Consider the following 12512-nt stretch of genomic DNA (forward strand, 5'->3'; position numbering starts at 1 on the left):
TTGGAGGTTTTACCTATGCAAACAGGAACAGTTAAATGGTTTAATGCAGAAAAAGGCTTTGGTTTCATCGAGGTTGAAGGCGGCAACGACGTATTCGTACACTTTAGTGCAATCGTTGGCGACGGTTTCAAATCCCTTGACGAAGGCCAACGCGTTGAGTTCAACGTTGTTCAAGGCAACCGTGGACCACAAGCCGAAAACGTTGTAAAACTGTAGTCTTAACAAGCTGCAAGGTAAAGACTGCCCTTAACATGAGTTGAGGGCGGTTTTTTTCTATCAAAGGAGGGAATCATCTTGTACAACAGGAAAAAACCGTTAGAGGATATCCCTGAAGAAAATACAGTCATCTGGTCCTGCCCGAAAGACGATTGCAAAAGCTGGATGCGTGATAATTTCGCTTTCGAGTATGTACCGACCTGTCATGTCTGTCATACCCCTATGGTAAAAAGCATGAGAATGCTGCCGGCGCTGAACAATTCGAATGGCGATCTCAAAGCCTTGAAAAAGGGTGTACAAATATAAGAACCGCCCCTGAGCACTGCGGGGCGGTTTTTTTATTGCGCATATAAGCTTATCGAAGCTTCGCAAGTAGCGCATGATCCGTTGTTCATGTTAAGATGAAAGAACAAATGTTCCTATGACGGACAATGAGGAGTCGCTATGACGGACATCGTCCAACTATCGGTCAGATCACTCGTAGAGTATGTATTTCGCAGCGGAAGTATTGAGTCCGGTTTTCGTTCGGTCAGCTCGCTTACGGATGGGACGAAGGCCCATCAGAAGGTCCAGAAGCAGTATGGGGAGCTTGACCGGAAGGAAGTCTATCTATCAACGGAGATCGCCTATAGGGATCTCCTGTTTGTCATTGACGGAAGATGCGATGGGCTGCTTGCCGGAACTGCGGATACGGTTGCCGGCAGCCATGGACTTACAATCGACGAGATCAAGTCGACTGCGGGGGATCTGGCCTCTATTGATGAGCAGTCTTATCCCGTTCACTGGGCACAGGCCAAATGCTACGCCTATATGGTTGCGAAGGAACAGGAGCTGGGCAGCATCGGGGTTCAGCTTACCTATGTGCAGATAGCTTCGGAAGAGCAGAAGCGTTTTGCGGCGGAGCTGTCTTTTCAGGAGCTTGAGCTGTTCATGCTTGAGCTGGTGCAGGGCTATTATCCCTTTGCTGAGCAGAAGCGGAGGCATAGCGGGCTGCGGGATGCCAGCATTAAAGCGCTGCAATTTCCGTTTCCGATGTACCGGGCGGGGCAGCGAAAGCTTGCGGGATCGGTCTATCAGAGCATTGCGGATGGGCGGAAGCTGTTTGCCAAAGCGCCAACGGGGATCGGGAAGACGATCTCCACGATATTTCCTGCTGTGAAAGCGATCGGGGAAGGGCTGCTGCAGCGGATGATGTATCTGACTGCCAAGACGATTACCCGTACTGCGGCGGAAGAGGCTTATGCCATGCTGGAAGCCAGAGGGCTCCATATGCATGTGGTGACGCTTACCGCCAAGGATAAGGTCTGCTTCCAGGAGGAAATGAACTGCACCAGGGAGCATTGTCCGTATGCGGACGGATATTACGACCGGGTGAACGAGGCGATGATCGATATGCTCTCCCATGAGACGCTGCTGACGCGCAGTACGATTGAACAGTACGCCCGCAAGCATACGGTGTGCCCGTTCGAGTTCTCGCTGGATGCGGCTTACGCGGCAGATGCCGTCATCTGCGATTATAATTATGTATTCGATCCGCGCGTTCAGCTGAAGCGATTGATGGAAGAACATAAACGTTCGACCGTCCTGCTCATCGACGAAGCGCATAATCTGGTGGACCGGGCCCGCGAGATGTACTCCAGCGAGTTGAGAAAGTCGGATTTTCTGGCGATTCAGCGGGAATATAAAGGCAGGCATGCCGAGCTTCAGCGTGCTGCCAAAGCGGTCAATGATTTTTTTATCGCGCTTCGTAAAGAGGTCGGCGACAGCGGGGTAGAAGTGAAACCGGAGCTGCCGGGACAGCTGCTGGAGCTGCTGGAGATTTTTGTGGAGCATGCGCAGAGTGAGCTGCTTGCAGCAGGCGGCCGCGAAGCGGGGCAGCTGCTGGATCTTTATTATGCGGCACAAGGCTTTATCGACATTGGCAAGCTGTATGATGAACGATATGTGACTTATGTGGAAAGCGTGCGCAATGAAGTGCAAATCAAGCTGTTTTGCCTGGACCCGTCCTATCTGTTGAAACAGAATGGGAAGGGCTTCCGCTCCCATATTCTCTTCTCCGCCACGCTGTCGCCGCTCAGTTATTATATCGACATGCTCGGCGGCGATGCGGAAACGGATTATTCCGTCGTTGTGCCCTCTCCCTTCTCCAGCGAGCAGCTTGAGGTGTATATGGAGCCGCTGTCGACCCGTTACCGGGACCGCGGGCATACGAGGGAATCCATTGCGGTGCTGATCGGTAAGCTTACGGCCAAACGGACAGGCAATTATCTCGTTTTCTTCCCGTCTTACGCTTACATGAATGATATTTATGAGCTGTTCACGACGCAGTTTACATCGACAACGATGATACAGGGAGCCGGCATGACGGAGAATGAACGGGAAGCCTTTCTTGCGGCCTTCGATGCGGATAACCCGGAATCCCTTATTGCTTTTGCGGTCATGGGCGGTATGTTCTCTGAAGGCATCGATCTGGTAGGCGACCGGCTGACGGGGGTTGTAGTGGTGGGGGTCGGGCTTCCGCAGGTGGGCCTGGAGCGCAATATTATCAAGGATTATTTTGATGGGCAGGGCAAGGACGGCTTCGAGTATGCCTATGTCTTTCCGGGTATGAACAAGGTTCTGCAGGCCGGGGGACGCTTGATCCGGTCGGAGCAGGACAGAGGCACGCTGCTGTTGATTGATGACCGTTATTTTCAACCCCGGTACCAGCGTCTGCTGCCCCAGGAATGGAAGACCGCGGATGGCGGCGCTCCAATGATTCCCGAACAATACGGCAATAGGGATGACAGCGGCAGGGAGAGCTTCACGAGGCAAAAATAGAATCAGCCAAGGAGGTTATCCCTTAACCGGATGCCTCCTTGGCTGATTAGAATGGCTGGCATGAAATTATGCCGAACCGAATATTTTGACGCCGCGCGGCTCGTCGCCGCGGTCATCGGGCTCCAGCGTAATGCCAATCGTATCGAATGCGAGGGTATTGGATGCAATGGGCATGGAGAGTACGCCCATTCCCTGGTCGGCAACCCGGAATGTCCCTGCGCTGCGGCGCTGCCCGTCCTTAACCAGCCATACCTGGTACGCTTCCTTTCTGTCCGTTTGCGGCGCGCCGAATACATAGACAACAAACTGCCTGGTCTTTCCGTTATCCACGATGCAAGCAACCCCGAACGAATCGGCAGCTTCTGCGGTTGGCTGCAGCGGTATGATCTGCTTGATTTGAGAGGCAGAAACCGACAAGGCTTGCTCGATAGAGGGAATCGCCCCCGTTCTGTCACGATACAGCTGCACATTCCAGATCGTGCCGATAATGACAAGGGCAGCCAGTGCAGAAGCAGCAATCGTATAGAAGGGCCGTCTGCTTCTTACCCGTCTTCCGGGAGTGGAACGCTGCTCCTGCATATCCGCCGCCCTTGCGGCATCCATGACCTGCTGCTTTAAATCTTCGGGTGGTTCCATATGCTCCATATCGGCAGGAAGCGCCTCCCATACGAATCGTAGTTCTTCAAGCTCGATCTGACAGGCTTCGCAGTCGGGAAGATGACGCTCGAAGGCTGATTTCTCATCGCCGGACAGCAGGCCGGAGATATAGTCCAGACATAAATCGCAATGCTGCGGCGGCCGCTCATCCCGCATCATATTCCCTCCCTTCCCGCAAGCAGATGTCTGCGTAATATTTTTAACGTCTGATGAAGCCTGTTTTTGACCGTGCCTAGCGGCTGATTGTAAAGAAGAGCCAGCTCGTTCAAGCTGTAGCCCTGCCAGTAGAAATGCTCCAGCAGCATAATTTGCTGCTTGGACAAGTGGCAGTAGGCATCGCGTATCTCCTCTTTCAACGATTCCCGCTCCACGCGGTCTTCAGGCGAAGCTGTATAGGTATCGGGAATTTGCTCCAGCTCCTCCGGCAGAAAAGAGGCAAGTCCCGCATCCTCCCGGCGCTTTCGGCGCAGCCAATCCGTCGTAATGTTGCGCGTTATGGTGAGCAGCCAGCTGGTAAAGCGGCCTTTGTCCGGATCATATTCCGATTCGGTGGTCCACAGCCGCATAAAGACGGATTGGACAATATCCCTGGCCGCCGGCTCATCCCGCAGGGCTTTCCAGGCAAAGGAATAGATCAATGCCGAATAGCGGTCATACAGGACAGAAAGCGCCGAATGCCGTTTGTGCTTGATCAGCAGCATCAGTTCGTAATCGGAAAGATTCTGCATTACGGAAGTCCTCCGGGACAAGGAATAATGTTGAAGCCGACAAATGTAAGAAGAAACGGCTGCGCCTTTAAAAAGCGGCGAGCGCGTTTCTTCTCTCTGGACCTTATCGCTATCAATGCGTTACAGGTTAAAAGCAAGCTGCTACTCCGTTACAACGATTGTACCCTTCATGGCCGGATGTGGCGAGCAGTAATAAGAAAATTCACCTTTCTCGTCGAAAGTAACCTCTTTGCCTTCATCCTGACCCAGCAGATCGGTATCAAAGGAATCGTCATCGGCTACTGCACTGTGCCGGATTTCATCCCTGTTGACGAACTTGACGATGTCTCCGGCTTTGATCTCCAGCTTGCTTGGAGTAAAAGCGAAGTTTACGATTTCCACTACATGAACAGTCCCGGCCTTGTCATCCGCGCTTGCAGGACTGCCTGCGCTTTCCGTGTCGGCTTTGGTTGGTGCAGCCGGTTTGTTCTCTTCCGGCTTGGCGGCTTTGTTCCCGGCCGACGCGTCCTCCTGTTTCGGTGACTCCGCTTTTGGCGTCTCCGGTTTGGGGGAATCGGCTTTCGGTGTCTCCGGCTTTACGGACTCCTGTTTCGGGGATTCCGTTTTTGCCGGATCCGGTTTCGTTGTCTCAGGGCTGACGGCATCGCTGCCTTTGACCGCCTGCTGCGATTCGGCATCCCCGCTTGCGGAATCACCCTGAGCCGTATTCTTCGGGCTGTTATCGCCTTCCGCCGGAGCATTGTCATCGTCGGCAGCAGGCTGACCTTGGACAGCGGAGCCGCTGCTGCCCGGGCTGCCTGCCCCCGCGTCCGCCTGTCCGCCGGAAGTATCGGCAGGCTGCGCAGAGTCGTTCTGATTCGTTGACACTGCCGCATTCCCTGCCGCATTTCCCGTGCCGCCTGCCATTTCGCCGTTCATCCCGCCTGCCATCTCGTCAGCTGTCATATTGGAATGGTTCTCTGCAGGTTCACCATTCCCGTTTCCGCTGCTGCATGCAGCCAGCAGCAGGATGCACAGCAGCGCGCAGAGGGACAAGGTCGTTCGAAAATGAAGAATTCTCATTGGCTGTCCACTCATTTCACGATGATCTGGCCGGTCATGAATGCTTTATGCGGCTCACAGAAGTAATCATAGGTTCCCGGTTTATCCAGTTTAATCGTGTAGGTGTCTCCTTTGGCAAGCAAAGGCGTGGCAAAGCTGCCGTCAACGGCAACCGCGTTATGCTTCATGTCGTCGAAGTTGGTGAAGATGATGGTGGAGCCGGCTTCCACGGTAAGCGGCCCGGTGCCGAATGAATACTCCTTGATATCGACATGATAGGTTTTGGCTTGAGATGCCGGAGTCGTATCGGACGTCGTTGTTCCCGCGAATTTGGCCGGGTCAATCACGAACCATACATCGCTGACATTCTGCCCCTTGGTATCGCCATGAGCCTTATCCTGAATGAAATAATAGAGCGGATAGCCCTTGTAAGTGGACTGCTTGCTGCCGTCCGTACGGGTTATTATGCCAAGATCGGCACTCGAGACGCCGGTAGGAGCGCTTTTTCCGGAAGCGTTGTAAGCCGGCCAATTGGCCAGGCAGGTTCCTTCGCAGGCGCTTTTTCCTTTCGTATCCTTATCAAAATAATACAGGGTGCGGCCTTGATCGTCCGTCAGGTAATTACCGAGCGCGGAGGAGGTGCCGAGCATAACCGAGTAGTCCGCTTTGGCCGTGAACCATACGCCGCCGACGCCTTCGCCAAGCACGTCGCCCGGGGCTGCATCTTTGGCAAAATAATAGAGCGGCCAGCCTTTGTAAGCGGTTTGTTTGGTGCCGTCCTCACGTGTGAGCGTAGTGAAATCAGCTGCGTTCAGCGAAGCGGGAACCTGCAGCTGGTCCGCATAGTAAATGGGCCACGACTTCAGGCAATCGCCCTGGCAGGAGTTGACGTTCTCGGCATCCTTGGTGAAGAAATACAGCGTCATGCCTGCTTTGTCGGTGAGATACGCACCCAGTTTGTCATTCTGCCCAAGACCGATTTGCGTGCCCTGCGGAAGCGTCGCGGATGCCGGGAGAACGCCAGCCTCTTTCAGCATATCGAATAAGGAGTGGCCATGTGCGGTAGGCGCACCCAAAGCTTCAACGAGCGCTGTTGCGATATGTGCATTCGTGAGCGAAGCCATGCCGGCAATTTGCTGGAGTCCCTTGGACTTGGCGAATGTTTCGGTTTCGGCATAAGTATAGTCAGTCCCGGATGGATAACCCATCACTTCAAGCAGTACCTTGTACAGCTGCTGGGAGCTGATGATGGCTGAAGGATCAAACAAGCCTCCCCCTGTGCCGGACCAGCCCAGCTCGGGATGATTTTTCAGATACGCCAGTACGGGCTTATTGGCTTTGCCCACCAGGTTCGCATCGGTAAAGCTGCTCGTGCCGGTGTAGGAAAGGGCTTCTTCCAGCTTTCCTTGCAGACGGAGCGAAATAATTGCGGCTTGCAGACGTGTCGATGTTTTGCCCAAATAAGCTGCGCTCACGCCATCTCCATCGCCAAGCAGCAGACCCAGCTGTGCGGCTGTGTCCGCATCAGAGGCTGCGCCTCCGGCCGCTTCGGCGGCTGAAGCGCCGAGTGCAGGCAGCAGCAGTGCTGCAAATAATGATAATACAATAAATAATGACCCAAACCTGGCTTTCCCCATTAGAATGCCTCCTCTTATTATCACTTTCATAAGAAGCTAACGAACGGCAGAGACAAACGGTTTGAGTTTTTTGCCATTCTTGCGAAAAAATATTTCGGGCAATAGGAGAAACTGCGCTGCCGTTCATCGGCAGCGCAGCAAGTTTCTACATCTCAGAAATATCGGAGAAGGGTCAAGGCAAATTTTATATTTCTTGAGCGGCGGGAAGCCTGTCGATGAAAGCCCGCAGTGCGCTGCTGATAAAGGAGTCCCTGCGTGTGATGAAGGTTGTTTCGGATTGGCGCAGGGAGACCGGAAATTCATGTATGCGGACGGTGCCTTCCGCCTCATGCTTCTGAACGACGCTCCGCGGCATCAGGGATATGCCGAGTCCGGCGGAGACGCCGCCAATAATCGCCTCAAGCGTGCCGAATTCCATAATAACGGACCGATGAAGACCGCTTGTCCGCATCCACTGCTCCAATACATCCCTGTAGGAGCAGCCCGTGCTGAATACAAGTATGGGCTTCTTCGCCGCCTCTGACAGGTCGGGCACCGCAGCAGCGGATACGATAACTAGCTCCTCGGTGAAGGCGGGAGCGCCCTGGAGCTCGGGATGATCGCACGGGCAGCCGATGAAGGCTCCGTCCAGCTCATAATGGAGTACTTTGTCCATCAGAAACTGCGAATTTCCGGTTGTGAGCGACAAGAGAACTTTGGGGTAATGGCTGTAATAAGAAGCAAGCAGCGCGGGCATCCGGACTGCCGCTGCTGTCTGGGTTGATCCGATCATAAGCGGACCGTTCGGCTCATCGGAAGAGGAGAAGACCATGGCGGCCTCATCCAGGAGGCCGACGACCCTGTCTGCATAGCCAAGCAGCGTTCTGCCGCCGGATGTAAGGCTCATCCCCCTGTTGTGACGGAAAAACAGCACGGTGCCAAGCTCGGATTCCAGCTGCTGGACGCGTGCGGTGACATTCGATTGAACGTAGCCAAGCCGGGCGGCCGCTTTCGTAATCGACCCTTCCCGGGCAACCATTTGAAATACGCGCAAATCGGAACTCTCCATGAATCCACGCCTCCATCTATTTGAAGTATTAACACATGTACATTTCTGGTATCTCTAATAATGATAATTAATATCTTATATAATCATTTTACATGAAACCATGCCTCCCCTACAATATAAACATTCTCATCATAGATTAAAGGGAGAGCTGTCCTATGAATAAATATCTCTATATTAGCCTGGTGCTGCTGACAACAATATTAATGGGGCTGGCATTTCCAATCAGTAAAATCGGACTTACTTATGCGCCCCCGTTCTTCCTCATGGGGGCCCGCTTCATCATTGCCGGGAGCCTGCTGGCGGTTATCGTTGCCCGAAGGCCCCGCCCCCGGGGCAGCCAATGGTGGAAAGCCGCAGTACTCGGACTTTTTCAATCTGCGGGAGTTATGGGCTGCGCATCCTACAGCATGCACTGGATCACATCCGGTGAATCCTCCATCATAACCTGTACTAATCCGCTGCTTGTTATCGTACTCGGCACCCTGTTCACCGGGGCCGTCTACCGCGGCCGCCAATGGCTGGGAGTAGCGGTTGGCTTCGTCGGCGTTGCCTTTACTTTCGGCTTTCATATCGGCCTTCAGCCCGGTACTCTGATCAGCTTTGCGGGAGCCGTCTTTTTTGCCGTATCGACCCTGCTCATCAAACGGTGGGGGCCGGCGTTCGATATGACAGTGCTTGCCGCCTATCAAATGCTTGCCGGCGGAGTCATACTTCTCCTGCTCAGTGTCATTACGGGTCATCCTTATTTCATCATTAACAGCACCTCTGTCACCGTACTAATGATACTGGCGATCCTGTGCTCGATTATTCAGTTCTCGGTATGGTTCTATCTGCTGCGCAGCGGCGATCCTGCCAAGACGAGCGCCTTTCTTTTTCTTGTGCCGCTCTTTGGCGTAATCTTCAGCTGGATGATGCTGGACGAAAGGGTGCAGTGGTATGTCGGAATGGGGGGAGCGTTCATATGCTTAGGAATTTTTCTGGTGAATTGGGACAGCAGGAAACGCGCTGAAATCGTTATTCCGAAGGAGATGCCGCAGCAAGGCTGAGGCGCAGAATCCGCTGATGTTTTGCCTGGAGAAGGCCTGTTTCAGACGCCGGGAAGCGGCGCAGCCGGCACTGTTTGTCCGCTGCGCCGCTTCTCGCTTCTTCTTTGCAACTTGCGCTATAATAGGAGCAGCAGTTATAAGGGGATGAGCGAGAAGAATGGGGCACCAGCAGCAAGCCATGCGGAATGTTGGCATATTCGCCCATGTTGATGCGGGGAAAACAACAACAACGGAACAAATGCTGTTTCTGAGCGGACATATGCGCTCGCTGGGCAGCGTCGATTCGGGAACCTCCCAGACGGATTGGCTCGACGTTGAGCGGGAGCGGGGCATATCGGTAAGAGCGGCGGTAACCCGCATGATGTGGAATGAGACGCCGGTCAATCTGGTGGATACGCCAGGACATGTCGATTTTCTCTCCGAGGTGGAGCGCTCCCTGCGCGTCATGGATGGAGCCGTGCTTATAATTTCGGCGGTTGAAGGCGTTCAGGCCCAGACCGAGGTGATCTGGCAGGCACTCCGCGAGCTGTCGATTCCAACCTTGATCTATATAAACAAAATGGACCGTGTCGGGGCTGATGCTCTGGCTGTATTGAAGCAGATCGGCAGATTGCTCTCACATGGCGTTGTTCCCGTTCAGGCGCCGGAGGGTGCGGAAGGGGATTTTGCAGGTTCACTGGATTTGCTGGCAGAGGACGGATCTGTTCAGGCCGATTGGATATCGCCCTATCGGGATATGATGGTGGAGGCGATTGTGGAACAGGATGAGGAGCTGACGTTCAGCTATCTGGAGGACGGCGATCTGCCTGCTGCCAGGCTGCTGCCAGTCCTGGAGGAAGGGATTCGCCGTTCGGAGCTGTTTCCTGTCTTGTTCGGGGCGTCGAACAGGGGAATCGGCGTGAAGGAGCTGATGGATGCGGTGGTTCGGTTTCTGCCGCCCCCGGAAGGTTCCGAGGATGCTCCTGTGTCCGGTGTTGTGTTCAAAATGGAGAAGGACCCGGCGATGGGCAAGATTGCGTATGTCAGACTTTATGACGGTACCATCCGCAATCGCGACACGCTGTCCAACTTTACCCGCGATATCCAGGATAAAGTGACGCAAATCCGCCGGGTGCACGGACAGAAAACAGAGGATATCGGCCTGCTGAAGGCCGGCGATATTGCGGCGGTATACGGCCTAAACCGGGCCCGGATCGGAGATATTCTGGGATCGCCGGACCGCGTGCCGGGAGAGAAGCGGCTTGCCGTCCCGCTGCTCACTGTGCAGGTGCAGTGGCGCAACGAGGCGGAATATCCCGCCATCGTGGCCGCATTCGGTGAGCTGGCGGATGAGGACCCGCTGCTGGATCTCCAGTGGCTGCAGGATGAGCGCGAGCTGCACCTGAAGGTCATGGGGCCTATTCAGATGGAGGTGCTGACGCATCTGATGCAAAGCCGCTTCGGGCTCGATGTGACCTTCGGAGCTCCCTCCGTTATTTATAAGGAAACTCCCGCAGCTGCAGGGGAAGGGTTCATCGCCTATTTGTCCCCAAAGCCCTGCTGGGCGATTCTGCGATTTCTTATTGAGCCAGCGGAGCGGGGCAGCGGTCTTGCGTATTCCTCCCTGGTAAGGGGGGAGCAGCTGCTGGACAGCTACCAGAATGAAGTGGCGCGGCGCGTGCCGGAGGCGCTCTCCCAAGGCATGCTCGGCTGGGAAGTAACGGATCTTCGCGTGACTCTGCTGGAAGGGGAGCATCATGTCTGGCATACGCATCCGCTTGATTTTGTCATTGCCACGCCGATGGGAATTATGAATGGGCTGGCCAATGTCGGTACGAAGCTGCTGGAGCCGATGCTGAAGTTCCGCTTGTCCATACCGGAGGAATACGGCGGCAAGCTGCTCGGCGAGCTGGTTGTCATGCGGGGCGAATTCGACGCGCCGGTGGTCCGTCAGGAGCGTATGGAGATCGAAGGCCTGCTGCCGGTGGCGACCACGCTGGATTTCCCCGCGAGGCTCGGTTCGCTCACAAGAGGCAGAGGAACGCTGTCAACCTTCTTCCACGGCTATCGGGACTGTCCGCCGGACGTTCATGTGGAGCGGGTGCGCAGAGGAGTCAATCCGCTGGATCAGCCCAAATATATATTGGCGGCACGCAATGCTTTAACGCAAAATTAATTAAAACGATCTCACACAGATGGGCAGGACTCTATATGCAAGAATTAAGCATCATCGACAATAAACAGCGCATGGAAGAGGCTGCTACCTTTATTCGCGCCTGCTACAGCGAGCTTGGCAAATCCGGGCAGGAAGCGGAGCAGCGGCTTGCAGAGATCGAACAATCAATCAAGGACAGCGGAAGCTACGAGCATACGGAGGAAGAACTTTGCCACGGGGCTAAAATGGCCTGGCGCAACAGCAACCGCTGCATCGGCCGGTTCTTCTGGGATTCGCTGGCCATTCAGGACGCCCGCAAAGCACAGACGGAAGAGGACGCCGCAGAGGCATTGCTGGATCATATCGAGCATGCCACCAATGGAGGCAAAATACGTCCGGTTATTACAGTATTTGCACCCGATCCCGCAGAGAACGGCTCGGGAATCCGGATTCACAACCACCAGCTGATCCGCTATGCGGGTTATGAAACGAGCACCGGCATTGTTGGCGATCCGGCATCTGTACCCTTCACGTCCATGTGTTTGGAGCTGGGCTGGCGGGGGGCGGGCACACCGTTTGACGTGCTGCCGCTTGTCATTCAAATTGGCGGACAGGCTCCCCGATGGTTCGCCATTCCGGAACATCTGGTCATGCAGGTGCCAATCGTGCATCCGGATCTGGAGGCTGTGGCGGAGCTTGGGCTGCAGTGGTATGCAGTGCCGATCGTTTCGGACATGGTACTGAAAATCGGCGGGATCAGATATATGGCGGCTCCCTTCAATGGCTGGTATATGGGAACGGAGATTGGCGCGCGCAATCTGGCTGATGATTTCCGCTATAACATGCTGCCGAAGGTTGCAGCCAAGATGGGGCTGGACACAAGCAGGGATTCTACGCTGTGGAAGGACCGGGCGCTCGTAGAGCTCAATGTGGCCGTCCTGCATTCGTTCAAGCTCAAAGGGGTAACCATTGTGGACCATCATACGGCGAGCAAGCAGTTCGGGCTCTTCGTCGAGAAGGAGACGCGCAGCGGGCGGGCGGTCACCGGCAGATGGTCCTGGCTGATTCCGCCGCTTTCCCCGGCCACGACTGCCATCTTCCACAACCGTTATGACGATGCGGTAGTAAAGCCGAATTTCTTCTATCGGGAAGACAGGGCAACGTAAGCGGGGCTGCTAGCCGATT

Annotated in this window: 11 protein-coding genes; 6 read left to right on the plus strand and 5 right to left on the minus strand. The window is 54.8% G+C overall.

The window, feature by feature from the left end:
- The first annotated feature begins 15 nt into the window (after positions 1-15).
- The 3 genes from AC0YNV_RS19555 (at position 16) to AC0YNV_RS19565 (ending at position 3036) form a co-directional block, all read left to right on the plus strand.
- Complete coding sequence (locus tag AC0YNV_RS19555) at positions 16-216, plus strand: cold-shock protein (protein ID WP_040951936.1); 201 nt, start codon at positions 16-18, stop codon at positions 214-216.
- A gap of 78 nt (positions 217-294) precedes the next feature.
- Complete coding sequence (locus tag AC0YNV_RS19560) at positions 295-522, plus strand: cold-shock protein (RefSeq protein ID WP_210039135.1); 228 nt, start codon at positions 295-297, stop codon at positions 520-522.
- A 138-nt stretch (positions 523-660) separates the two neighbouring features.
- The gene (locus AC0YNV_RS19565; protein WP_475769527.1) at positions 661-3036 is read left to right on the plus strand and encodes an ATP-dependent DNA helicase; all 2376 of its coding nucleotides are present in this window, start codon (positions 661-663) and stop codon (positions 3034-3036) included.
- 66 nt (positions 3037-3102) lie between these two features.
- Here the strand turns inward: AC0YNV_RS19565 and AC0YNV_RS19570 are convergent, their stop codons facing one another.
- The 5 genes from AC0YNV_RS19570 to AC0YNV_RS19590 all read right to left on the minus strand — a co-directional run bounded on the left by AC0YNV_RS19570 (position 3103) and on the right by AC0YNV_RS19590 (position 8147).
- Complete coding sequence (locus AC0YNV_RS19570; RefSeq protein ID WP_475769528.1) at positions 3103-3852, minus strand: anti-sigma factor; 750 nt, start codon at positions 3850-3852, stop codon at positions 3103-3105.
- On the minus strand, positions 3849-4421 hold the full coding sequence (locus AC0YNV_RS19575; protein WP_210039132.1) for an RNA polymerase sigma factor: 573 nt from the start codon (positions 4419-4421) through the stop codon (positions 3849-3851). The genes AC0YNV_RS19570 and AC0YNV_RS19575 overlap by 4 nt, the downstream gene beginning before the upstream one ends.
- A 141-nt stretch (positions 4422-4562) precedes the next feature.
- Complete coding sequence (locus tag AC0YNV_RS19580) at positions 4563-5483, minus strand: cupredoxin domain-containing protein (protein ID WP_475769529.1); 921 nt, start codon at positions 5481-5483, stop codon at positions 4563-4565.
- Between the two features lie 11 nt (positions 5484-5494).
- The gene (locus tag AC0YNV_RS19585) at positions 5495-7099 is read right to left on the minus strand and encodes a plastocyanin/azurin family copper-binding protein (RefSeq protein WP_475769530.1); all 1605 of its coding nucleotides are present in this window, start codon (positions 7097-7099) and stop codon (positions 5495-5497) included.
- A gap of 184 nt (positions 7100-7283) precedes the next feature.
- A complete protein-coding gene (locus tag AC0YNV_RS19590) occupies positions 7284-8147 on the minus strand; it encodes a LysR family transcriptional regulator (protein WP_475769531.1) in 864 nt (287 codons plus the stop codon).
- Positions 8148-8302: 155 nt separating this feature from the next.
- Between AC0YNV_RS19590 and AC0YNV_RS19595 the strand changes: the two genes are divergently transcribed.
- From AC0YNV_RS19595 to AC0YNV_RS19605, 3 genes are all read left to right on the plus strand, one after another.
- Positions 8303-9193, plus strand: a complete 891-nt coding sequence (locus AC0YNV_RS19595; protein WP_475769532.1) for a DMT family transporter — start codon at positions 8303-8305, stop codon at positions 9191-9193.
- 157 nt (positions 9194-9350) lie between these two features.
- Entirely contained in the window at positions 9351-11348 is a 1998-nt protein-coding gene (locus tag AC0YNV_RS19600) for a GTP-binding protein (protein WP_475769533.1), read from the plus strand.
- A 35-nt stretch (positions 11349-11383) separates the two neighbouring features.
- Positions 11384-12493 (plus strand): nitric oxide synthase oxygenase, encoded by a 1110-nt coding sequence (locus AC0YNV_RS19605; protein ID WP_475769534.1) that lies wholly within the window; start codon positions 11384-11386, stop codon positions 12491-12493.
- The last annotated feature ends 19 nt before the right edge of the window (positions 12494-12512 follow it).

Source organism: Paenibacillus sp. JT31N11, assembly GCF_056269285.1.

Coding starts and splice junctions, on each gene's coding strand:
- AC0YNV_RS19580 (WP_475769529.1), bottom strand. CDS start 5,483: ATGAGAATTCTTCATTTTCGAACGACCTTGTCCCTCTGCGCGCTGCTG.
- AC0YNV_RS19585 (WP_475769530.1), bottom strand. CDS start 7,099: ATGGGGAAAGCCAGGTTTGGGTCATTATTTATTGTATTATCATTATTT.
- AC0YNV_RS19605 (WP_475769534.1), top strand. CDS start 11,384: ATGCAAGAATTAAGCATCATCGACAATAAACAGCGCATGGAAGAGGCT.
- AC0YNV_RS19570 (WP_475769528.1), bottom strand. CDS start 3,852: ATGATGCGGGATGAGCGGCCGCCGCAGCATTGCGATTTATGTCTGGAC.
- AC0YNV_RS19555 (WP_040951936.1), top strand. CDS start 16: ATGCAAACAGGAACAGTTAAATGGTTTAATGCAGAAAAAGGCTTTGGT.
- AC0YNV_RS19595 (WP_475769532.1), top strand. CDS start 8,303: ATGAATAAATATCTCTATATTAGCCTGGTGCTGCTGACAACAATATTA.
- AC0YNV_RS19600 (WP_475769533.1), top strand. CDS start 9,351: ATGGGGCACCAGCAGCAAGCCATGCGGAATGTTGGCATATTCGCCCAT.
- AC0YNV_RS19590 (WP_475769531.1), bottom strand. CDS start 8,147: ATGGAGAGTTCCGATTTGCGCGTATTTCAAATGGTTGCCCGGGAAGGG.
- AC0YNV_RS19565 (WP_475769527.1), top strand. CDS start 661: ATGACGGACATCGTCCAACTATCGGTCAGATCACTCGTAGAGTATGTA.
- AC0YNV_RS19575 (WP_210039132.1), bottom strand. CDS start 4,421: ATGCAGAATCTTTCCGATTACGAACTGATGCTGCTGATCAAGCACAAA.